Here is a 22,936-nt window from a genome sequence, read left to right on the forward strand (position 1 = left end):
TGTGGGGACAGAGACAGTTCGTATCAATTGATGCTTATTTGACGTTGGCTTTCTTAATCAACTCAAACAAGTCTTTCTTAGAATCATTTGGAACTTTACGTACGTCGAATGCAACACCCAAGTCACGCAAACGTTCGAATGTTGCAACATCGTCCTTGTCCATTGACAATACGTTATTGACCATGGTTTTCCCAGTTGAGTGAGCCATAGAACCGACGTTGAGTTCCTTGATTTCCACACCACCTTCGATAGCTTCAAGAGCTTCTTGTGGTGTTTCAAAGAGAATCAAGGCATGTGTGTTACCGAAGCGAGGATCTTTTGCAGCCTCAATCAATTTCTTGATTGGCACAACGTTGGCCTTGACATTACCTGGTGCAGCTTGCTTGATCAATTGTTTGCGAAGGTCATCTTGTGCAACAGTGTCAGACGCAACGATAATACGGTCTGCTTTGGAAGCAGGTGTCCATGCAGTAGCAACTTGTCCATGCAAGAGACGGGTATCGATACGGGCCAGGTTGATTTTCAACTTGCCGTCACCGATAACTGTACCTGGTGGGATAGCACCTTGAGGAGCAGCAGGAGCGGGAGCGGTAAGAGGTGCAACTTCAGCAGGTTGCAATTCCTCAGGAAGGACTTTCACGCCATCCTTGGCTTCCTTGATGATATTTGCGGCAACTTCTTCAACACCTGCACCAGCGTTAATCAAACGCTCTGTGTAGGCTTGAATCAGCATTGGCAAATTGAGACCGGTGATGATGGCTACTTTGCGCTCTGGATGTTCCCCAGCTAAGCGGCTCGCTTGGTTAAAAGGCGAACCACTCCAAAGGTCAGCCAGCACCAAGACTTCATCATCTGCGTCAAACGCGTCAAGGGCGTTATTGAGCTTGGCATAGAGATCATCTGGACCTTCACTTGGCATAAAAGTAACAACTTGTACTTTTTCTTGTTCGCCAAAGATCATGGAGCCAGACTGATGAATGCCAGCGGCAAATTCGCCATGACTTGCAATAATGATTCCAATACTCATTATTGTACCCCCTAAAATTTTTCTTGTTCTATGGTAGCGATTGGAAAGGGCTTTCATAGAACCAACTTACTTATTATAAATTGCTTTCATTGCTTTGTCAAGCAATCTTGTGATAATTTTTGCAATCTTTCTGAAAAGTTACACGTTATTTCTTGTATATTATAATGATATAAAATTGATAAAACTTGCTTCATACAAGGAATAAAAGAAAAAGGATTAGAAATATAGACTTTTCAAACCTTTTTATCCTTATAAAAATAATTTTTCCAATTCTCTGGCAACCCCATCTTCAAAATTAGCGAATTCGGTCAATCGATCGGCATAGGGGCGTAGTGTGTCGCTGGCATTTTTCATGGCGTAGGCCGTTCCGGCCAACTCCAGCATCTCTATGTCATTGTGTTCATCACCAAAGGCAACCAAATCTTTTGGACTGGCCTGCATCTGGTCGAGCAGATAGGTTAGGGCAGTGGCCTTGTTTACTCCCTTGGCACAGGTTTCTAGGATATTGAGCGGACCGCCCCAGGTATTGATTTCTAGTTCGTTATTGAAGTGGGCTTTCATTTCCTTGGCCAGTTGATACTTGTCAGCTGCTCTGGTCTGCATGAGGATAGAGTGGGGGTCGCTGGTAATCAATTCTGGCCTAATCAGGGTTTCAGGGGTGATTTGCTCAACTCCCATTAAAGCTGGGTCAATCTTGTCCAGATGATCCTGGGTAATAAAGAATTTATTCTTGTATTCGCCTGCGATGAAGTCCGCCTCAAAGGTAGACTCTTCCTTTAAAAATTCCAATAGGTATTTTTTATCAATCAGAATATTCTTTTCCCAAGCCCATTTTTTCTCCGGAATATGGATGAGGGAACCATTGAAGTTAATCATGGGTGTATCCAGCTTGAGCTGATGGTAAAATTGGTCAGCCATACGGTAAGGGCGACCTGTTGCGATGATGACGGTATGGCCAGCTTGGCGTACTTTTTGGATGGTCGCAATGGTGTAGTCAGATAGCTGACTTTCCTTGTTTAAGAGCGTTCCATCCAAGTCCAGAGCGATGATTTTTTTGGTCATACCGGTCACTTCCTTCTAGCATAAAATAAGTACTGTTCAGTATAACAGAATCAGGAACTATTTGCAAAAATACTTATCTTTTTGATGAGACAGGCTTATATCACTTAGAATGTTCGTTATTTACGAATGAATAACTGTGATTTTACAAAAAATAACGCTTTCAGCATTAAAATTCTTGAATTGTGAATATTTTTTGTTTATAATTCAAGTATCGTTCGTAAATTAAAAGGAGAGAAACGAAAAAATGGATAAATTTTTCAAACTTAAAGATCATGGGACGACTGTTTCAACTGAAATCATGGCAGGTCTTACGACATTCTTCGCTATGTCTTATATCTTGTTTGTGAACCCTAGCATCCTCAGTGTTGCAGGTATGCCTTCTCAGGCAGTTTTCTTGGCAACCATTATCGCTAGTGCGGTTTCAACTTTGGTTATGGGTCTCTTTGCCAATGTACCTTATGCCTTGGCGCCAGGTATGGGTCTCAACGCCTTCTTTACTTATACTGTTGTTATTGGACTTGGTTTCACCTGGCAGGAAGCTTTGGCAATGGTATTCCTTTGCGGTCTCTTCAACGTCTTTATCACAGTGACCAAGGTTCGTAAGAGCATCATCAAGGCTATTCCAGTTAGCTTGCAGCATGCTATCGGTGGTGGTATCGGGGTTTTCGTAGCCTACCTTGGCTTCAAAAATTCAAACCTAATTACCTTCCTAACGTCATCTTCGGATATCATCACAGTTAATGGTGTTGCTCCTGCTGATGCGACAGCTGAAACCTTCTCAAACGGTGTCTTCTCCGTGTTTGCAGGTGGTGGCGTTGTTCCAGCCATCTCAACCTTTACAGATCCAAGCGTTCTCTTGACTGTTTTTGGTCTTCTCTTGACAGCTGTCTTGGTCATTAAAAATGTTCGCGGTGCGATTTTGATTGGTATCATTGCTACGACTCTTGCGGGGATTCCAGCTGGTGTGGTTGATATTTCTGCTATTGATTTTGCCAACAATAATATCGGTTCTGCTTTTGCTGAGCTTGGCACAACCTTCCTAGCAGCCTTTGATGGCATGGCTTCACTCTTTGCGGACTCTAGCCGTTTGCCACTAGTGTTGATGACCATTTTTGCCTTTAGCTTGTCAGATACTTTTGATACCTTGGGAACCTTCATCGGTACTGGCCGTAAGACAGGCATTTTCTCTGAGGAAGATGAGAAGGCGCTTGAAAATAGTACAGGCTTTAACTCTAAAATGGACCGTGCTCTCTTTGCAGATGCTATCGGTACGTCAATTGGTGCGATTTTTGGTACGTCAAATACGACAACTTACGTAGAGTCTGCGGCTGGTATTTCTGCAGGCGGACGTACTGGTTTGACAGCTGTGACAACTGCAGTTCTCTTCCTATTATCTATCCTCATTTTGCCATTCGTTGGTATCGTGCCAGCAGCGGCAACTTCACCAGCTTTGATTATCGTCGGTGTGATGATGGTATCCAGCTTCCTTGATGTGGATTGGCAAAACTTTGAAGATGCGCTTCCTGCTTTCTTCGCTGCCTTCTTCATGGCCCTTTGCTTCTCTATCTCTTACGGTATTGCGGCAGCCTTTATCTTCTATTGCTTGGTAAAAGTTTCGACTGGTAAGGCAAATGAGATTCACCCAATCCTCTGGGGTTCAACAGCACTCTTTATCTTGAACTTCATTATCTTAGCGATTATCTAAAGCAACTTTGAAACTGGGGAGACCCAGTTTTTTTGTTAGGTAGGACCATGACAAACTAGGGGAAGCTATGCTATAATGCTAGATATGTATAGTCAAAATGAACAAGAATTACAAGCTATTGGAAGAAAACTAGGAGAATTGCTTAGGGCAGGGGATGTCCTTGTTTTATCAGGTCAGCTAGGTGTTGGGAAAACGACCTTGACCAAGGGAATTGCCCAGGGACTGAATATTGAGCAAATGATAAAAAGCCCAACCTATACCATTGTAAGAGAGTATGAGGGTCGTCTGCCACTCTATCATTTAGATGTCTATCGGATTGGTGATGATCCGGATTCCATTGACCTAGATGATTTTTTGTATGGCGATGGGGTGACCGTGATTGAATGGGGAGAGTTGTTAGATGCCGACCTCTTGGACGATGTCTTGACAGTTCGTATTGCCATCGAAAAGGACGGTCGGAGGTTGGAGTTTAATGCGTCAGGACCGCGTAGTGCCCAATTGAAAGAGTTGTTAGATGATTGTTGAGAAGGAAATTTATTTTCAGGAAGCAGAACCAGCTGATGCCCAATCCTTTATTGACTTTATGAACCAGGTCGCAGGTGAAACCGATTTTCTTGTCATGGATGAGACGGGGTTTAGGCTTGGAGTCCAAGATATCGAAGATATTTTTACGGCTTGCATAGAAAATCCTCAGGAGCTGCAGTTGCTGGCCAAGTTAGACAATGAAGTCATCGGAGTAGTGTCGGTCAAGTCCTCCAGTCAGTTTCGTATTAGCCATATCGGAACTATTTTTATTGCAGTTAAAAAAGCCTACTGGGGACAGGGACTGGGTTCCATCTTGCTGGAGGAAGTGATTCATTGGGCTGAGGAAATGGATTTGCTCAAGCGTTTAGAATTGACGGTTCAGGTCCGCAACCAAAGAGCAGTGGCTTTGTATGAAAAATTGGGCTTCAATATTGAAGGGACTCTGTCAAGGGGAGCTAGAACAGATGAGGGAGATTGGCTAGATTTGTATTCTATGGCCAAGTTAATAGGTGAATAATGAAAATAGGAACTAAAATTTTATTGATGTTCTTGTCCATTCTAGCATTGACAATCGGGACAGGAGCAATCTATACCGCGACTTTTTTGAATTACTCGACCGGGGAGATTGCAAAGACTTTTCGCTCTATCGGTAACCGAGAAGATGAAGGGATTATCGAGGCTACCGAGCCCTTGACCATTCTTTTGATGGGGGTGGATACCGACCAGGCAACTCGGGGTCTGGACTGGGAAGAAGGACGGAGTGACTCCATGATTTTGGTGACGGTCAATCCTCTAACTAAGAAAACAACCATGATGAGCTTGACGCGTGACATCATGGTAGAGATAGCCAATAAGAATGGTCATTCTAGTGATAAAATTGAGAAGTTGAATCACTCCTATGCCTATGGTCAGGCGGCCATGTCCATTGCGACCATTGAGAAGATGATGGATATTACCATCAATCGCTATGTCGAAATCAATATGGATGGCCTGGTGGAGCTGGTTGATGCCATTGGTGGTATCAAGGTCAACAATACCTTGGGCTTCCCGATTACTATCGATGAGTATGAACCTGCCTACACAGCTGTCGTTCCACCTGGGGAGCAATTGGTCAATGGAGACCAGGCCTTGGTCTATGCCCGGATGCGTTACGATGATCCGGAGGGAGATATTGGTCGGCAGAAGCGGCAGCGTGAGGTTATCCAGGCCCTGGTGACCAAGCTCTTGCAATTGGATGGATTTACGCAGTATAAAAAGATTTTGAAAGCTGTCTCTAAGCACATGCGGACGGATTTTGTGATTTCAAATTCAACCATTCCTAGTCTTCTGGGCTATAAGGATGCTCTGAACCAGGTTGAATCCTACCAATTGGGTGGTGAAGGTCACACAATTGACGAGTTGTCTTACCAGATACCGACGGCGGCCCATGTTTTGGAAATGCAAAATGTCCTCAAGGAATCCTTGGGCTTACCAAAAGTTTCTAAAATCAAGACCAACATCAAGGTTTTGGAATATCTCTTTGGACAATCCAGTCCAATCGAGGTCATCAATGCCTATACTAATGATATCGAAGTTGAAGCCAACGGTGAAACCTACGAACCGGAAACAGCGCCAACCTACGATATTGACTATAGCCAAACAGAGACCTCTAAGTCAAGAGATTCGGAGTCCAGTCAGGTCGAAACCTCTTCTAGCTCAGCAGAAGGTGGCCAGTGATAGACAATCTCGAGTTTGTATATAGAAATAAGCCTAGGCAAAAGTCTAGGCTTGCTTTCTTTCGTTCGTGTCAACATATCAGCGCAGTTGTTGAATGGCTTTCACAGTTTAGGGAACTGTGAAAGGTTGGAAATAAGGGTTGTGTAGCAAGTCTCATCTCGTTCGCGTCCTACGCTCCGAACCAGTCCACCACTAATGATGCGAACAAGTTCGCTTTATTTCCAACTTCCAACAGTCTCTCCCCAGACTGTTTTTTGATACGAACAGAGTTCGCTCAATTTCCAACCTCCAAAGGATCCCCGAACCTTTGAAGCTATGCGGGGTGGAGTTAAAGGCTCCTGTGGAGGTTTTAAGCCCGAGCCAAGAAATAGGAACGCGAGGCGGTCTGAGCATAGACCGTTTTAGGTCAACAACAAGAAATAGAGACTTGTTGACGAACTCTTCTTAGCTTTGACGAGTTCATTCCCGCTCCCAATGTTGAGAATCTTCTGTTTTGTATTTATCAGTAAATTTTTGGATTTCAGTCAGGTTGCCTGCGATACTCTGCTGGTAAACCTTTAGTTGGTACTGTAAATCCTTGCTGAGCTCCTGGACAGGCGCCTTGAATGAATTGAGCAGGGCTAACTGGTCTGTTATTTTCTGCTTATCTGCCTGGATACGTTGGACCAGTTCTTTGGTTTCTTTAGCCTCTGCAGCGATTTCCTTGCGGTGTTTTACAGCCTGGTAGGCCAAATGAGCAGCTCCGACGGCTAGCAGTAGGTGGCGAAGTTTCATGATTATTCTCCTATGTAGAGGTCTTGGGCTAGTTGGGCTAGGGCTGGGAAATCAGGTTCATTTGTTGCAAATCGGATATCCAGGCCATCTTGTCCCTCAAATCGAGGCAGTAGGTGGATATGGGTATGAAAGACCGTTTGACCAGCAACTTCCTCATTATTATTGACAATATTGAGTCCGCTTGCTCCCAGTTTGTCTTTCAAGTGACTAGCGATAGCTGGAATGGCTGAAAATAGTTGGCTGGCTGTTTCCTGGTCCAAGTCCAAGACATTACGAAAATGTTTTTTAGGGATGACCAAGGTATGGCCTTTAGTTACCTGGGTAATGTCCAAAAAGGCAAGAATATGTTGGTCTTCATAGACCTTGGAAGAAGGGATTTCTCCTGAGACAATTTTACAAAAAATACAATCTGACATAATGCAACCTCTTTCTAGGATTTTTGGTATAATAATTATATCAAATAATAGGACGAAATGTATGTTAGAAGTAAAAAATATAACAGGTGGCTATGCCAATATTCCTGTTTTACATGATGTAGATTTTAAGGTGAGGGATGGGGAGCTAGTCGGCTTGATTGGCTTGAATGGTGCCGGGAAATCGACCACTATTAAAGAAATCATCGGTCTCCTAAGCCCTTACAAGGGAGAAATTCTAATTGATGGGCAGGGGATCAACGAAGACATGGCTACCTATCGAAAAAAAATTGGTTTTATACCTGAAACGCCTAGTCTCTATGAGGAACTGACCCTGAAAGAGCATATCGAGTTAGTGATGATGGCCTATGATTTGGAAGCTGAATCTGCCTGGGCGCGTGTTCAAGAACTATTGGCTATTTTTAGGCTGGAAGACCGTTTGGACTGGTTCCCTGTGAATTTTTCAAAAGGCATGAAACAAAAGGTCATGATTATTTGCGCCCTTATGGTTGAACCGAGTTTGCTGATTGTCGATGAACCTTTCTTGGGTCTGGATCCGATTGCGATTGCGGATTTAATTAACTTGCTCAATCAAGCAAAGGCTCAGGGAAGCTCCATTTTGATGTCCACCCATGTTCTCGATTCCGCTGAAAAAATGTGTGATCGGTTCGTTATCCTACATAAGGGTCGGGTCAAGGCTACGGGCAATCTGACTGACCTACGCCAGGAATTTGCCATGCAGGATGCTAGCCTTAACGAGATTTATCTTAGTTTGACCCAAGAAGGAGGGCAGGGATGAAGACGCTCTTTGGTCAACGAAAAAATCTATTTTTAAGGCAGTGTGCAACCTATCTTCGTTATGTGCTGAATGACCACTTTGTTTTGGTTGTTTTGGTACTTTTTGGCTTTCTGGCGTTACAGTATCGGCAGTTGCTAGAAAACCTGCCCAGTCAGTCCTGGTTGCTGTACGTTATTTTGGCCCTGGTCAGCTTGCTGCTATTCTTGGCAGGCAATGTTGCCACCTACGTAGAGGAGGCTGATAAGATATTCCTACTATCAAAAGAAGCTGAAATGCCTGAAATCTTTTTTGCTGCCAATCGCAGGGCCTTTTTGGTCTGGGCTAGCCTCCAACTTGTTGGTCAATTGATTCTACTCCCGCTCTACCTCAAATTAAAACTCCCTATTCTACTTTTTATTCCATTGATTTTCATGCTAACCATTGCCAAATATTTCTATTTTCGATGGAAACTCCTGGCCTTTATGGAAGAAGAAAAGGTGGACTGGGTCCGGGCTCTTCAATATGAGAGCAAGAGAAAAACGTCGATATTGAAATTTTTCTCCCTCTTTACCAATGTTAAGGGGCTGACTAGCTTTGTCAAACGTCGTTCCTATTTGGATGGGCTACTGGGTCATATCAAAAAAGAAACTGGCTTTACCTGGGACTATCTCTTCATGAGAGCCTTTTTGCGCAGTGGGGACTACCTTTCACTGGCTCTTAGACTGGTAATCTTATCCATTGTATTTTTTGTTACGGTGAGGGAATCCTGGCTCTCAGTAGGATTAGCCAGTTTATTTCATTATTTGCTCTTGTTCCAATTGCTCCCGCTCTATCACGCCTATGATTATCAACTGATGGCCGAGCTTTTGCCAGTCGGTCCAGACAAACGACTGATTAGCTTTAAACGAGTCCTGCGACAGATTTTGTATCTTTCCTTGATTTTGCAGTCTGTGCTAGGCCTATTGCTGCTGGAGGAAAAGCAGTATTTGCTGGTCTTTATTGGAATCGGAATTCTTTTAAATCAGCTCTACCTGGATAGTAAAGCGAAAAAATTGATTGACTAAATGGCCTAAAACTAGTAAAATAGTAAGGAATTTTTAAAGGAGGAATGGCATGCAGATTGATACCAGCGGGCTACAGTTGCAGTCTATTGCAGGAAACAGCGGAAAAGCATACAAAGGCTTGCGACCAGATGGTACGCCTGTTTTTGTCAAGTATGAAATGCCACCGATTGTCAATGCTCTGGCTCGGGAACAAATCACTCCACCCATCTTAAGTAGCGATAGGGATTTGGGTGTGGGAGACCGAGCTGTTCAGGAATGGTTGAATGGTCGGACTCTTAATCGTCACGATATGTCTGGGAAACAGGTCCAGCAAATTTTGGTCAGAATGCACTTTTCACGCATTCTGCTCAATCAGGCTCTCCAACTAAGTTATACCTATTTGGAGCCAGCGGAGTTGGTAAAGAAGTGGCAAAAAGAAACGCCCAAGCAATTAGCTGGTAATTCCTACCTGCAATCTATCTGCAGAGAATTGTTGCAGACCACACCGCGTTTCAGACAGGATTTGGCAACCTTTGTCCATGGAGATCTCCACCATAAAAACTGGGTGGAAACGACAAGTGGACTGATTTATTTGACGGACTGGGAAACAGCCTGTGTGACCGATCGGATGTTAGATGTCGCCTTTATATTGACCCATTACATTCCTAGACAGGAATGGGAAGAGTGGCTCAAGGGCTATGGCTACAAGTACAACAGTACGGTTATCAGTAAGATTTATTGGTATGGCCAACTAGGTTTCCTTAACCAAATTTCTAAACAACTTGAAAGTAACAATACCGAGGCGGCGAATCTAGAAATCTATGCCCTGCGGTTATTTAGACAGAATTTTTATAAGTATCAATGAGAGTAAGAAATCGTAAAGGTGCTAGTGAGCTCCTAGCCAATAATCCCCAGTATGTTATCTCCAATCCGGAAGAGTGCAAGGGGAAGTGGGCTGAAATTTTTGGAAACAGCAACCCTATCCACATTGAAGTTGGTTCAGGGAAAGGGCGTTTCGTAACAGGCATGGCCGCTCAAAATCCGGATATCAACTATATTGGGATTGACATTCAGATGACGGTCTTGAGCTACGCCTTGGACCGTGTTATTGAGGCTGGTTTGCCCAATATTAAATTGCTCCAGGTAGATGGATCTAGTTTGACTAACTATTTTGCACCAGCAGAAATTGACCAATTGTATCTGAATTTCTCAGATCCATGGCCTAAAAAGCGTCATGAAAAACGTCGCTTGACCTACAAGTCCTTCTTAGATACCTATAAGGAAATACTGCCTGAAGAGGGAGAGATTCATTTTAAAACGGACAATCGTGGTTTATTTGAATATAGCTTGGCCAGCTTTTCTCAATATGGCATGACACTCAAACAGGTCTGGTTGGACCTCCATGCGGATGGTTTAGAAGGCAATGTCATGACCGAGTATGAAGAGAAATTCTCGAACAAAGGACAAGTTATCTACCGCGTAGAAGCACAGTTTTAAACAATCAAAGAGGAGGCGGTTCGTACAGGCTGCCTTTTCGCATCGTTTTTCTTGCTATTTTCTCTGGCATGTGCTAGAATGATAGGAGTAAATAAGAAGTAAAGGGGGTTGGCGCAAGTCAACCCTTTACCTGTACCTTAATATAACGAAGGAGGTGTCTATGTCATCGGTTGTTGATTTAGTCACAGAGGCGATTGCTCCCACCATCCAGCCCCCTTATGAGCTGGTGGATGTGGAATATGGCAAGATGGGTGGAGAGTATGTCCTGTCCATTTTTGTGGATAAGGAGGGTGGCATTTCCCTGCAAGATACGGCAGACTTATCAGAAGTCATCAGCCCGCTCCTGGATGGGATTAAACCAGACCCATTTCCAGACCAATACATGTTGGAAGTGACTAGTCCTGGTTTGGAGCGTCCTTTGAAAACGGCGGCAGCTGTTGAGCAGGCGGTTGGAAAATACATCAATGTCAAGCTCTATCAGGCTATTGACAAGGTAAAAGTTTTTGAGGGGACCCTCTTGTCTTTTGATGGGACTGATTTGGTTCTAGAATATATGGACAAGACCCGTAAAAAAGAAGTAACCATTCCTTATCAGACTGTTGCCAAAGCCCGTTTGGCTGTTAAGATTTAATAGATTGATTTTTTAAGAAAGGACCTTTTGAAGTCAAAAGGAAAACAAGATGAGTAAAGAAATGCTAGAAGCCTTCCGAATTTTAGAGGAAGACATGGGGATTAACAAGGTTGATATTATCGAAGCAGTGACAGAGTCGCTTCGCTCAGCCTACAAGCGTCGCTATGGCCAATCAGAGTCAGCTGTTATTGAGTTTGACGAGAAGAAGGGCGATTTCCACGTATTTACGGTTCGTGAAGTCGTAGATGAAGTCTTTGATAGCCGTTTGGAAATCAGCCTCAAGGATGCCTTGGCGATTTCATCTGCCTACGAAATGGGCGATAAAATCAAATTCCCAGAAGATCCTGCTGAATTCGGTCGTGTGGCGGCCCAGTCAGCCAAACAAACCATCATGGAAAAAATGCGCAAGCAAAAGCGTGCTATTACCTACAATACCTACAAGGAACATGAAAATGAAATCATGTCTGGTACGGTGGAACGGTTCGACAACCGCTTCATCTATGTTAACTTGGGAACTATTGAGGCACAATTGTCCAAGCAGGACCAGATTCCTGGTGAGGTTTTCCAATCCCACGACCGCATTGAAGTTTATGTTTATAAGGTCGAGGACAATGGTCGCGGTGTCAACGTTTTTGTGAGCCGTAGTCATCCAGAAATGATCAAACGCCTGATGGAGCAGGAGATTCCTGAAGTCTACGATGGTACCGTTGAAATCATGAGCGTGTCTCGTGAGGCAGGTGACCGGACCAAGGTTGCTGTTCGTAGCCACAATCCAAACGTGGACGCTATCGGTACAATCGTTGGTCGTGGTGGTTCAAATATCAAGAAAATTACGAGCAAGTTCCACCCAGCTCGCTACGATGCTAAGAACGACCGTATGGTGCCTGTTGAGGAAAACATCGACGTTATCGAGTGGGTGCCAGATGAGGCAGAATTCATCTACAATGCTCTCGCGCCTGCTGAAGTAGACCAAGTTCTCTTTGACACAGAAGATGGTAAGCACGCGACAGTCGTTGTACCAGATGATAAATTGTCACTTGCAATCGGTCGTCGTGGTCAAAACGTCCGCCTGGCGGCTCACCTGACTGGTTTCCGTATTGATATCAAGTCAGCTTCAGAGTATGAAGCTATTGAAGCAGCCCAATATGCAGCGGCAGAAATTGTCGAAGAAACGTCCGAAGAAGTAGAATAAGATTCAAGGAGCAACCATGGCAAAAGCTAGAAAAATACCCTTACGCAAGTCTGTGGTGTCCGGTGAAATCATCGACAAACGGGATTTGCTCCGCATTGTAAAAAATAAAGAGGGCCAGGTTTTCATTGACCCGACTGGTAAGGCAAATGGCCGTGGTGCCTACATCAAGCTGGATAATGATGAGGCGGCCCAGGCTAAGAAACGTCAGGTTTTCAACCGTTCCTTCAGCATGGAAGTGTCAGAAGAATTTTATGATGAATTGATTGCCTATGTCGACCACAAGGTCAAGAGGAGAGAGCTTGGACTCGAATAAGAAGCAAAAAATCTTAAATTTACTGGGCTTGGCCCAACGGGCAAGTCGCCTGATTTCAGGGGAAGAATTGGTCGTTGATGCCATTCGCAAGCAGCAGGCAAAATTGGTCTTTTTAGCCAATGATGCTGCCGGAAATTTAAGCAAAAAAGTAACAGATAAAAGTCATACCTATCAAGTAGAAGTTGTAACCGCGTTTTCAACGCTGGAATTGAGTGCAGCTGTCGGCAAGGCTAGAAAGGTGCTTGCAGTGACAGACGCTGGATTTACAAAGAAGATGAGGTCTATTATGGAATAGAACAGGAGGACAAGGCATTGTCTAAGAAGAGATTGAATGAAATCGCCCGAGAATTGGGTGTAAGCAGTAAGGAAGTAGTGTCCAAGGCTCAAGAATTGGGTTTTGATGTCAAAAGCCATGCTTCGAGTGTTGATGAAGCGGGAGCTAAGCGAATTACAGATAGTTTTTCAGCTAAAAAGCCGGAGGCGCCCAAACCAGCTCCCGTACAGGCTGAGAAAGTTGTAGAAAAGCCAAAGGTGGCAGAACAAAAGGTGGAGACACCGAAAGCTGAAAAACCAGTTGAAGCAAAAACTGTCAGCCAAGAGGTTAGCAAGCCAGCTCCACCGGTTCGTCGTCCACAGAGCCGTAACTTCAAGGCAGAACGTGAGGCGCGTGCCAAGGAGCAAGCGGCCAAACGTGCCCAAGGTGGACAAGGGAAAGGCCGTCGTGACAACCGTCAAAGTGGCCAAGCTGGTCAAGGCAACAACCGCAACGATCGCCGTGATTTCCGTGGTAACCAAGGGGGCAATGACCGTAAGGAAAACCGCTTTGGAGACCGTCGCGACAATCGTGACAACCGCCGCCAAGACAATCGCGGAGGAAATGGTAGCTTTAATCGCAGCGACCGTCGTCAGGAGGAAGTGGTTCGTCCAGCTGCTCCTAAGATTGATTTCAAGGCCCGTGCAGCAGCTTTGAAAGCTGAGCAGAACGCAGAATACGCTAAGACAAGCGAGGAGCGTTTCTTGCAGGCTAAGGCAGCTAAAGACCAGCCTAAGAAGCCCAAGGAAATCAAATTTGAAGAGCCGGTTGTGGAAACAAAACCAATCGCTGAAACCAAACCTGCTTCAGTCCCAACTGCGGTAGCGGAAAGTACAGTCGATACGCGTCGTAAAAAACAAGCTCGACCAGATAAGAAGCGTGACTTTAATAGTGACGATGAAGATGGTCCACGTAAACAACAAAGAAATCGAAATAGTCAAAATCAAGTGAGAAATCAAAGAACAAGTAACTGGAATAACAACAAGAAAAATAAAAAAGGTAAGAACAATCAGACTGCCAAACCTGTCACAGAGCGTAAATTCCATGAATTGCCAACAGAGTTTGAGTATACAGCTGGTATGACCGTAGCAGAAATTGCGAAACGGATCAAGCGCGAGCCTGCTGAGATTGTTAAAAAGCTCTTCCTTATGGGGGTTATGGCAACTCAAAACCAATCTCTTGACGGAGATACCATTGAACTCCTCATGGTGGATTATGGTATTGAAGCCAAGGAAAAGGTTGAAGTGGACAATGCAGACATCGAGCGTTTCTTTGTAGAAGAGGGCTACCTAAATGAAGAGGAAATGGTTGAACGTCCGCCTGTTGTTACCATCATGGGTCACGTTGACCACGGTAAAACAACGCTTTTGGATACCTTGCGTAATTCTCGTGTGGCGACAGGCGAGGCTGGTGGTATCACCCAGCATATCGGTGCCTACCAGATTGAGGATGCTGGCAAGAAAATTACCTTCTTGGATACGCCAGGACACGCGGCCTTTACCTCTATGCGTGCCCGTGGTGCTTCTGTTACCGACTTGACCATCCTTGTAGTAGCGGCGGACGACGGTGTTATGCCACAGACCATCGAGGCAATCAACCACTCTAAGGCTGCCAATGTCCCAATTATTGTTGCTATCAACAAGATTGATAAACCAGGTGCCAATCCAGAGCGTGTTATCGGTGAATTGGCAGAGCATGGTGTTATCTCAACAGCTTGGGGCGGCGAGTCTGAATTTGTTGAAATCTCAGCCAAGTTCAACCAAAACATCGACGAACTCTTGGAAACGGTGCTTCTTGTAGCGGAAATCCAAGAACTCAAGGCTGATCCCACTGTTCGTGCCATCGGTACGGTTATCGAGGCGCATTTGGATAAAGGAAAAGGTGCGGTTGCGACCCTCTTGGTTCAACAAGGTACTCTTAATGTCCAAGATCCAATCGTTGTCGGCAATACCTTCGGTCGTGTTCGTGCTATGACCAACGACCTCGGTCGTCGTGTCAAGGTTGCAGGACCATCAACACCTGTTTCGATTACTGGTCTTAACGAGGCGCCAATGGCAGGCGATCATTTTGCGGTCTATGAAGATGAAAAATCTGCGCGTGCAGCAGGTGAAGAACGTGCCAAACGTGCCCTTCTCAAACAACGTCAGGCTACGCAACGTGTCAGTCTTGAAAACCTCTTTGATACTCTTAAAGCCGGTGAAGTCAAGTCTGTTAACGTGATTATCAAGGCAGACGTGCAAGGTTCAGTTGAGGCACTTGCTTCATCTCTTCAAAAAATTGAAGTCGAAGGTGTCCGTGTCAATATCGTTCACTCTGCAGTCGGCGCCATCAATGAGTCAGACGTGACTCTCGCAGCAGCGTCGAATGCTTTGATTGTCGGTTTCAACGTTCGTCCAACGGCAGAAGCGCGCCAGCAGGCAGAAACTGACGATGTTGAAGTGCGTCTCCACAGCATTATCTACAAGGTTATCGAGGAAATGGAAGATGCCATGAAGGGTATGCTGGATCCTGAGTACGAAGAAAAAATCATTGGTGAAGCAGTTATCCGTGAGACCTTCAAGGTATCCAAAGTTGGTACCATCGGTGGATTTATGGTTATCCGTGGTAAGGTTACCCGTGATTCAAGCGTCCGCGTTATCCGTGACGGTGTCGTTGTCTTCGACGGTAAATTGTCTAGCTTGAAACATTACAAGGACGATGTCAAGGAAGTTGGAAATGCCCAAGAGGGTGGTCTCATGATTGAAAACTTCAATGACATCAAGGTAGATGATACCATTGAAGCTTACATTATGGAAGAAATTAAGAAATAATAAGCAAGTAAGAGGTTGGAAAGGCAACCTCTTCGCTTTATAAGGAAATAGAAAGGAGTTCCTATGGCAAATCATTTTCGTACAGATCGCGTAGGGATGGAAATCAAGCGCGAAGTCAATGAGATTTTGCAAAAGAAAGTCCGTGATCCACGTGTGCAGGGCGTGACCATTACAGATGTACAGATGGTCGGTGACTTGTCCATGGCCAAGGTTTACTACACCATTATGAGTAATCTGGCTTCGGACAATCAAAAGGCTCAAACTGGTCTGCAAAAAGCGACAGGAACCATCAAACGGGAATTGGGGCGTAAGTTGACCCTCTATAAGATTCCTGATTTGGTCTTCGAAAAGGACCAATCCATTGAATACGGCAACAAGATTGATGAGATGTTGCGAGCTTTGGATAAGAAAGATTAAGCTAATCCCCTGTATTCACAGTTTGGCACCTGAGAGAAGGCTAGTTTTTCTCGAAATACAGTCAGTATTCCATCTCAACCGACCTTGAGTAGGAAAAAAACTATTTCTTGTCTAAAGGGACCTTACTTGTGAATACAGCTTCAAGAATCGGGTAGAAATACCTGATTTTTCTTTTAAATGGCTTTAAAAACCCAAAAAAATATATACTTTTCTAAAAATAGTAAATTTTCTGATAATTGTTGAAATTTGGCAAACAATTCGGTATAATAAATATAATTACAGTGTAAAGAGGAATTTATGGCAACATTATTAGAAAAAACACGGAATATTACGTCGATTTTAAAGCGTTCCGAAGAACAATTGGCAGAAGAACTGCCTTATAACGCTATTGCAGACCACCTGTCTGCAATTATCGACTGTAATACCTGTATTATCAATGCGGAAGGAGAAATCCTTGGCTACCACATGAACTACAAGACCAATAATGATCGTGTGGAAGAATTTTATGTCAATAAGCAATATCCGGAAGAGTATGTTAAGGCTATTGCGCAAGTTTATGACACGCAGGTCAACTTGCCGGTGGAGAGTGAATTGACAGCTATTCCAGTTGAGTCTCGTTCGACCTATCCAAATGGTTTGACGACCATTGCACCAATTCACGTGACGGGTATTCGTTTTGGTTCGTTGATTATTTGGCGCAATGATGAGCAGTTCCACGATGATGATTTGATTTTGGTGGAGATTGCGGCGACGGTGGTTGGTATCCAGTTGCTCAACTTCCAGCGGGAAGAGGATGAGAAGAATATTCGTCGTCGGGCAGCGGTCAATATGGCGGTCAATACGCTTTCTTACTCAGAAATGAAGGCTGTAGCTGCGATTTTGGGTGAGTTGGATGGCAATGAAGGTCAGTTGACGGCCTCTGTCATTGCAGACCGTATCGGTATTACTCGTTCGGTGATTGTCAATGCTCTTCGTAAGCTGGAGAGTGCTGGTATTATTGAAAGCCGTTCTTTGGGTATGAAGGGGACTTATTTGAAAGTTCTGATTCCTGCTATTTTTGATGAGATTAAAAAACGTGACTACTAAGATGACAAAAGCGCTGATTTCGATTGATTATACGGTTGATTTTGTAGCGGACGATGGCAAATTGACAGCTGGTAAGCCTGCTCAAGCTATTGCAGACCGAATTGCGCAAGTGACCCAAGAAGCCTTTGACCGTGGGGACTATATTGTCTTTGCCATTGATGGGCATGAGGTGGACGACGATTTGCATCCGGAAAGCAATCTCTTCCCACTGCATAATATCATGGGCACCAGTGGTCGTGATTTGTATGGTCCCCTGGCGGATTTTTATGCTGAATATCAGAACCATGCACGTGTGCGTTGGATGGACAAACGCCATTATTCAGCCTTTTCTGGAACGGATTTGGATGTTCGTTTGCGGGAAAGAAGGATTGATACAGTGGTTTTGACGGGTGTTTTATCAGATATTTGTGTGCTCCATACCGCCATTGATGCTTATAACAAAGGTTATAAGATTGAAGTCATTTCTTCAGCAATTGCGGCTTTGACGGAGGAAAATCATCAATTCGCCCTCAACCATCTGCAGCATGTGCTCGGTGCGACCATTATTGACTAGTGATTCTGACCAGCCAATCAGGCTGGTTTTTTCATGCTTAAAAGCTGACAAATGAGGTTATTTGGTTCTTTGTCCTCTTTCTAAAGTATGGTATAATGAGAAGATGAATTTCCAATAGGAGGAAGGTAAGTATGAAGATTTCTGAGGCTGAGGTGCGTCACGTTGCCAAGCTGTCTAAGCTGGAATTTACAGACCAGGAAACGGCGGAATTTGCGACGACCTTGAGCAAGATTGTTGACATGGTTGAGTTGTTAAATGAGGTGGATACGACAGGTGTGCCAGTGACGACCACCATGGCAGACCGGAAAAATGTCTTGCGTGCCGATGTGGCAGAGCAGGGTGAAAGTCGTGAGGACTTGTTCAAAAATGTACCTGAAAGTAAAGATTTCTACATCAAGGTACCAGCTATTTTAGACGGGGGAGGAGATGCCTAATGACATGGAATAATAAAACAGTTGATGAATTGCACGACCTCCTGGTCAAAAAAGAGATTTCTGCGGTCGAGTTGACCAAGGCGACGATTGAAGATATTCAGAGCCGAGAAGCTGTTGTGGATGCGTTTTTGAATATCAATGAAGACAAGGCTTTGGCACAGGCAGCTGCCCTCGACCAAAAAGGGATTGATGCGGACAATGTCATGGCCGGTATTCCTTTGGCGGTTAAGGATAATATTTCGACCAAGGGGATTTTGACAACGGCTGCGTCAAAAATGCTCTACAATTATGAGCCGATTTTTGATGCGACGGCTGTTGCTCAGGCCTATGCCAAGGATATGATTGTCATCGGTAAGACCAACATGGATGAATTTGCTATGGGTGGTTCCAATGAAAATTCTGCCTTCAAGCTGACGAAAAATGCTTGGGACCAGACAAAAGTGCCAGGTGGTTCATCAGGTGGTTCTGCGGCTGCTGTTGCGGCTGGTCAAGTTCGCCTGTCCTTGGGTTCAGATACAGGCGGTTCCATCCGCCAGCCTGCGGCCTTTAACGGAATTGTCGGTATTAAGCCAACTTATGGAACGGTTTCTCGTTTTGGTTTGATTGCCTTCGGTAGCTCCCTGGATCAAATTGGTCCTTTCTCTCAGACTGTCAAGGAAAATGCCCAGTTGCTCAACGTCATTGCTGGCTATGATAAGCGTGATGCGACCTCTACAGCTCATGAGATTGCTGACTTTACCAGCAAGATTGGTCAGGACATCAAGGGCATGAAAATCGCTCTTCCAAAAGAATACATGGGCGAAGGAATTGACCCGCAGGTCAAGGAAGTTATTCTTAAGGCGGCCAAGCATTTGGAAAGCTTGGGAGCTATTATCGAGGAAGTCAGTCTGCCTCACTCTAAGTATGGGGTTGCGGTTTATTACATTATCGCGTCGTCTGAGGCATCTTCAAACTTGCAACGCTTTGATGGTATTCGCTACGGTTTCCGTGCTGAGGATGCGACCAATTTGGATGAGATTTACGTGAAAACACGTAGCCAAGGTTTTGGTGAAGAGGTTAAGCGCCGGATTATGCTGGGGACCTTCAGCTTATCATCAGGTTACTACGATGCCTACTTCAAGAAAGCTGGTCAGGTGCGGACCTTGATTATCCAAGATTTTGAGAAGGTCTTTGCAGATTATGATTTGATTTTGGGACCAACGGCACCGACGGTGGCTTATGGTCTGGGAACCCAGAGCCATGATCCGGTGGCCATGTACTTGGCGGATCTTTTGACTATTCCTGTCAACTTGGCGGGTCTGCCGGGGATTTCGATTCCTGCTGGATTTGTGGAAGGCTTGCCAGTCGGCTTGCAGTTGATTGGTCCAAAATACAGTGAAGAGACCGTTTATCAAGTGGCAGCGGCCTTTGAGGCGACGACGGATTACCACAAGCAACAACCAGTGATTTTTGGAGGTGACAAGTAATGAACTTTGAAACAATTATTGGTCTGGAAGTCCATGTGGAGCTCAATACCAATTCTAAAATTTTCTCACCTTCCAATGCTCATTTTGGTGAGGACGCCAATGCCAACACCAACATTATTGACTGGTCATTTCCGGGTGTTCTTCCGGTATTGAATAAGGGCGTTGTTGATGCGGGGATTAAGGCGGCCTTGGCGCTGAATATGGATATTCACAAGGATATGCACTTTGACCGCAAGAACTATTTCTATCCTGACAATCCCAAGGCCTACCAGATCTCTCAGTTTGATGAGCCGATTGGCTACAATGGTTGGATTGAGATTGAGCTAGAAGACGGTTCAACCAAGAAAATCCGTATCGAGCGTGCCCACTTGGAAGAGGATGCTGGTAAGAATACCCACGGGACAGACGGCTACTCTTATGTAGACCTCAACCGTCAGGGTGTGCCTTTGATTGAGATTGTGTCAGAAGCTGATATGCGTTCGCCTGAGGAGGCCTATGCCTACTTGACTGCTCTCAAGGAAATTATCCAATACACTGGCATTTCAGATGTGAAGATGGAAGAGGGGTCTATGCGCGTGGATGCTAACATCTCTCTTCGCCCCTATGGTCAGGAGAAATTTGGTACCAAGACTGAGTTGAAAAACCTCAACTCCTTCAACTATGTGCGCAAGGGCTTGCAGTACGAAGTAGAACGTCAGGCCAAAATATTGCGTTCCGGTGGTCAAATCCAGCAGGAAACTCGCCGTTACGATGAATCTACTGGTGAAACCATTCTCATGCGTGTCAAGGAAGGTTCAGCAGACTACCGTTACTTCCCAGAGCCAGACCTACCGCTCTATGAGATTGACGATAACTGGATTGAGGAAGTGCGTGCAGAATTGCCAGTCTTTCCTAAGGCTCGCCGTGTTCACTATGTGGAAAACTTGGGCTTGACTACCTACGATGCAGGTCAATTGACATCAACCAAGGCTTTGTCTGACTTCTTTGAAGCAGCAGTGGCAGCAGGTGGCGATGCCAAACAAGTTTCTAACTGGTTGCAGGGTGAAGTGGCTCAGTTCCTCAATGCTGAAGGCAAGACTATTGAGCAAATCGCCTTAACACCTGAAAACTTGGTGGAAATGATAGCCTTGATTGCGGATGGCACTATTTCATCTAAGATTGCTAAGAAAGTATTTGTTCACTTGGCCAAAGAAGGTGGCTCAGCCAAAGAATATGTGGAAAAAGCTGGTTTGGTACAGATTTCAGACCCAGAAGTTCTTATTCCGATTATTCACCAAGTCTTTGCGAATAACGAGGCAGCCGTTGCTGACTTCAAGTCCGGCAAACGCAATGCGGACAAGGCCTTTACAGGTTTCCTTATGAAGGCAACAAAAGGTCAGGCCAATCCACAAATTGCTCAAGAATTACTAGCCCAAGAATTGCAGAAGTTGTTGGATTAAATGAAATATTGAAGAGACTGAAACGGCTGTTTTGGTCTCTTTTAATGGCGATAGATATGAAGCTTTGAATTTTTCGATGCCCATCCGTCCTTTTTGCTTGTCATTCTAATAAATGGTATAATGAAAGGAATCAGAAAAAGAGGACATTATGAAATTTACAGATATGAAACTTAAGCCGTCCATCCAGGAGGCTTTGAAAGAGATTAACTTTGTCACGCCGACAGAGGTTCAGGAAAAATTGATTCCTGTGGTGCTATCTGGTCGTGACTTGATTGGAGAATCCAAGACTGGTTCGGGCAAGACCCATACCTTTTTAATTCCGATTTTCCAAAAATTGGACGAAGAGCTGGACCAGGTACAGGCTGTTATCACAGCTCCGTCGCGTGAATTGGCGACCCAGATTTATCAAGCAGCTAAGCAGATGGCAGGGCATTTTCAACCTGAAGTCCGTGTGTCTAACTATGTCGGTGGGACGGATAAAAATCGCCAGATTGACAAATTGCAGGCTGGTCAGCCCCATATCGTTGTCGGAACGCCGGGTCGGATTTACGACTTGGTTCAATCGGGTGATTTAGCTATTCACAAGGCCAAGACCTTTGTCGTTGATGAGGCGGATATGACCTTGGACATGGGCTTTTTGGAGACGGTGGATAAGATTGCTGGGAGCCTGCCGAAAGATTTGCAATTCATGGTCTTTTCCGCGACCATTCCGCAAAAGCTCCAGCCTTTCTTGAAAAAATACCTGTCCAATCCTGTCATGGAGCAAATCAAGACCCAGACAGTCATTTCGGATACCATTGAAAACTGGTTGATTTCGACAAAAGGGCGCGACTGCAATGCTCAAATTTTGGAAGCAACCAGGCTCATGCAGCCCTATTTAGCCATGATTTTTGTCAATACCAAGACTCGGGCGGATGAATTGCACAGCTACTTGCTTTCAAATGGATTGCGCGTGGCTAAAATTCACGGAGATATTCCACCTCGTGAACGCAAGCGTATCATGAACCAAGTTAAGAATTTGGATTATCAGTATATCGTAGCAACAGACTTGGCGGCTCGTGGGATTGATATTGAAGGAGTCAGCCATGTCATCAACGATGCCATTCCGCAGGACTTGTCCTTCTTTGTTCACCGGGTCGGTCGGACAGGACGCAATGGTTTGTCAGGTATTGCCATTACCCTTTATCAACCGAGCGACGATGCCGATATTCGTGAGTTGGAAAAACTCAATATCAAGTTCTTGCCCAAAGAAATGAAGGACGGCGAATTTGTCGATACCTATGACCGTGATCGTCGTGTTCAACGTGAAAAGACACGTGAAAAATTGGACATCGAGATGATTGGTCTGGTCAAGAAGAAGAAAAAGAAAATCAAGCCGGGCTATAAGAAGAAAATCCAGTGGGCGGTGGACGAAAAACGTCGTAAGACCAAGCGAGTGGAAGCGCGTGCTAAGGGGCGTGCAGAACGCAAAGCTAAGCGTCAAACCTTTTAAGAGTTAGCAGAGGGAGACCGATGTTACAATCAATATTAAGTAACTATTTGCAAGGACTACTCATTGCCACAATTATTGTGGTATTGCTGAGCTTGATTTGGTTTCTAATTCGAGCTTTAAAAAATCGAGATAAGACCTATCAAGAACGCCAAGAATTTTTATATGATTTATTGCTCATTAACATTATGACCATCCCTATTTTAGCTTTTGGAATCGTGGCCATTTTGTTAATGCTGAAGGCATAGAAGGA

25 protein-coding genes are annotated in these 22,936 nt (G+C 44.7%); 21 read left to right on the plus strand and 4 right to left on the minus strand.

Features of this window, described 5'->3' with window-relative positions; genetic code table 11:
* Window positions 1–34: 34 nt before the first annotated feature.
* Window positions 35–1,027 (minus strand): mannose/fructose/sorbose PTS transporter subunit IIA, encoded by a 993-nt coding sequence (locus NQZ91_09105; GenBank protein ID UUM57495.1) that lies wholly within the window; start codon window positions 1,025–1,027, stop codon window positions 35–37.
* A 249-nt stretch (window positions 1,028–1,276) separates the two neighbouring features.
* Window positions 1,277–2,089 (minus strand): Cof-type HAD-IIB family hydrolase, encoded by an 813-nt coding sequence (locus NQZ91_09110; protein UUM57496.1) that lies wholly within the window; start codon window positions 2,087–2,089, stop codon window positions 1,277–1,279.
* A gap of 244 nt (window positions 2,090–2,333) precedes the next feature.
* Here NQZ91_09110 and NQZ91_09115 point away from each other — a divergent pair, with 244 nt between their 5' ends.
* The 4 genes from NQZ91_09115 to NQZ91_09130 all read left to right on the plus strand — a co-directional run bounded on the left by NQZ91_09115 (window position 2,334) and on the right by NQZ91_09130 (window position 6,035).
* The gene (locus NQZ91_09115) at window positions 2,334–3,794 is read left to right on the plus strand and encodes an NCS2 family permease (protein ID UUM57497.1); all 1,461 of its coding nucleotides are present in this window, start codon (window positions 2,334–2,336) and stop codon (window positions 3,792–3,794) included.
* 84 nt (window positions 3,795–3,878) lie between these two features.
* Window positions 3,879–4,319: a tRNA (adenosine(37)-N6)-threonylcarbamoyltransferase complex ATPase subunit type 1 TsaE gene (gene tsaE, locus NQZ91_09120; protein UUM57498.1), complete on the plus strand. Its 441-nt coding sequence runs from the start codon at window positions 3,879–3,881 to the stop codon at window positions 4,317–4,319.
* On the plus strand, window positions 4,312–4,836 hold the full coding sequence (locus tag NQZ91_09125; protein UUM58853.1) for a GNAT family N-acetyltransferase: 525 nt from the start codon (window positions 4,312–4,314) through the stop codon (window positions 4,834–4,836). The genes tsaE and NQZ91_09125 overlap by 8 nt, the downstream gene beginning before the upstream one ends.
* Window positions 4,836–6,035 (plus strand): LCP family protein, encoded by a 1,200-nt coding sequence (locus NQZ91_09130; protein UUM57499.1) that lies wholly within the window; start codon window positions 4,836–4,838, stop codon window positions 6,033–6,035. Before NQZ91_09125 ends, NQZ91_09130 begins: the two co-directional genes overlap by 1 nt.
* Before the next feature lie 459 nt (window positions 6,036–6,494).
* Here the strand turns inward: NQZ91_09130 and NQZ91_09135 are convergent, their stop codons facing one another.
* Window positions 6,495–6,809 (minus strand): chemotaxis protein, encoded by a 315-nt coding sequence (locus NQZ91_09135; GenBank protein UUM57500.1) that lies wholly within the window; start codon window positions 6,807–6,809, stop codon window positions 6,495–6,497.
* Between the two features lie 2 nt (window positions 6,810–6,811).
* The gene (locus NQZ91_09140; protein UUM57501.1) at window positions 6,812–7,225 is read right to left on the minus strand and encodes an HIT family protein; all 414 of its coding nucleotides are present in this window, start codon (window positions 7,223–7,225) and stop codon (window positions 6,812–6,814) included.
* 61 nt (window positions 7,226–7,286) lie between these two features.
* On the opposite strand from NQZ91_09140, the gene NQZ91_09145 reads away from it, so the two are divergent.
* The 17 genes from NQZ91_09145 to NQZ91_09225 all read left to right on the plus strand — a co-directional run bounded on the left by NQZ91_09145 (window position 7,287) and on the right by NQZ91_09225 (window position 22,931).
* On the plus strand, window positions 7,287–8,021 hold the full coding sequence (locus tag NQZ91_09145) for an ABC transporter ATP-binding protein (GenBank protein UUM57502.1): 735 nt from the start codon (window positions 7,287–7,289) through the stop codon (window positions 8,019–8,021).
* A complete protein-coding gene (locus tag NQZ91_09150) occupies window positions 8,018–9,064 on the plus strand; it encodes an ABC transporter permease (GenBank protein UUM57503.1) in 1,047 nt (348 codons plus the stop codon). The genes NQZ91_09145 and NQZ91_09150 overlap by 4 nt, the downstream gene beginning before the upstream one ends.
* 49 nt (window positions 9,065–9,113) lie before the next feature.
* The gene (locus NQZ91_09155) at window positions 9,114–9,908 is read left to right on the plus strand and encodes a phosphotransferase family protein (GenBank protein ID UUM57504.1); all 795 of its coding nucleotides are present in this window, start codon (window positions 9,114–9,116) and stop codon (window positions 9,906–9,908) included.
* Entirely contained in the window at window positions 9,905–10,540 is a 636-nt protein-coding gene (gene trmB / locus NQZ91_09160) for a tRNA (guanosine(46)-N7)-methyltransferase TrmB (GenBank protein UUM57505.1), read from the plus strand. Before NQZ91_09155 ends, trmB begins: the two co-directional genes overlap by 4 nt.
* A 160-nt stretch (window positions 10,541–10,700) precedes the next feature.
* Window positions 10,701–11,171, plus strand: coding sequence for a ribosome maturation factor RimP (rimP, locus tag NQZ91_09165; GenBank protein UUM57506.1), 471 nt, complete (start codon window positions 10,701–10,703; stop codon window positions 11,169–11,171).
* Between the two features lie 49 nt (window positions 11,172–11,220).
* Window positions 11,221–12,363, plus strand: coding sequence for a transcription termination factor NusA (nusA, locus tag NQZ91_09170; protein ID UUM57507.1), 1,143 nt, complete (start codon window positions 11,221–11,223; stop codon window positions 12,361–12,363).
* Window positions 12,364–12,379: 16 nt separating this feature from the next.
* Window positions 12,380–12,676: a YlxR family protein gene (locus NQZ91_09175; GenBank protein UUM57508.1), complete on the plus strand. Its 297-nt coding sequence runs from the start codon at window positions 12,380–12,382 to the stop codon at window positions 12,674–12,676.
* Window positions 12,633–12,971 (plus strand): YlxQ-related RNA-binding protein, encoded by a 339-nt coding sequence (locus tag NQZ91_09180; GenBank protein UUM57509.1) that lies wholly within the window; start codon window positions 12,633–12,635, stop codon window positions 12,969–12,971. Before NQZ91_09175 ends, NQZ91_09180 begins: the two co-directional genes overlap by 44 nt.
* A gap of 17 nt (window positions 12,972–12,988) precedes the next feature.
* Window positions 12,989–15,799, plus strand: coding sequence for a translation initiation factor IF-2 (gene infB, locus NQZ91_09185; GenBank protein ID UUM57510.1), 2,811 nt, complete (start codon window positions 12,989–12,991; stop codon window positions 15,797–15,799).
* Window positions 15,800–15,862: 63 nt separating this feature from the next.
* Window positions 15,863–16,216, plus strand: a complete 354-nt coding sequence (rbfA, locus tag NQZ91_09190) for a 30S ribosome-binding factor RbfA (protein ID UUM57511.1) — start codon at window positions 15,863–15,865, stop codon at window positions 16,214–16,216.
* Window positions 16,217–16,513: 297 nt separating this feature from the next.
* Entirely contained in the window at window positions 16,514–17,302 is a 789-nt protein-coding gene (codY, locus tag NQZ91_09195; GenBank protein ID UUM57512.1) for a GTP-sensing pleiotropic transcriptional regulator CodY, read from the plus strand.
* 1 nt (window position 17,303) lies between these two features.
* Window positions 17,304–17,855, plus strand: coding sequence for a cysteine hydrolase (locus NQZ91_09200; GenBank protein UUM57513.1), 552 nt, complete (start codon window positions 17,304–17,306; stop codon window positions 17,853–17,855).
* A 131-nt stretch (window positions 17,856–17,986) separates the two neighbouring features.
* Window positions 17,987–18,289 (plus strand): Asp-tRNA(Asn)/Glu-tRNA(Gln) amidotransferase subunit GatC, encoded by a 303-nt coding sequence (gene gatC, locus NQZ91_09205; GenBank protein ID UUM57514.1) that lies wholly within the window; start codon window positions 17,987–17,989, stop codon window positions 18,287–18,289.
* Complete coding sequence (gene gatA / locus NQZ91_09210) at window positions 18,289–19,755, plus strand: Asp-tRNA(Asn)/Glu-tRNA(Gln) amidotransferase subunit GatA (GenBank protein ID UUM57515.1); 1,467 nt, start codon at window positions 18,289–18,291, stop codon at window positions 19,753–19,755. The genes gatC and gatA overlap by 1 nt, the downstream gene beginning before the upstream one ends.
* Window positions 19,755–21,194, plus strand: a complete 1,440-nt coding sequence (gatB, locus tag NQZ91_09215; protein ID UUM57516.1) for an Asp-tRNA(Asn)/Glu-tRNA(Gln) amidotransferase subunit GatB — start codon at window positions 19,755–19,757, stop codon at window positions 21,192–21,194. Before gatA ends, gatB begins: the two co-directional genes overlap by 1 nt.
* 148 nt (window positions 21,195–21,342) lie before the next feature.
* A complete protein-coding gene (locus tag NQZ91_09220; protein ID UUM57517.1) occupies window positions 21,343–22,686 on the plus strand; it encodes a DEAD/DEAH box helicase in 1,344 nt (447 codons plus the stop codon).
* A gap of 20 nt (window positions 22,687–22,706) precedes the next feature.
* On the plus strand, window positions 22,707–22,931 hold the full coding sequence (locus NQZ91_09225; protein UUM57518.1) for a DUF4059 family protein: 225 nt from the start codon (window positions 22,707–22,709) through the stop codon (window positions 22,929–22,931).
* Window positions 22,932–22,936 lie beyond the last annotated feature (5 nt).

This window comes from Streptococcus suis (assembly GCA_024583055.1).
In the GTDB taxonomy this organism is placed as follows: Bacteria; Bacillota; Bacilli; order Lactobacillales; family Streptococcaceae; genus Streptococcus; species Streptococcus suis_V.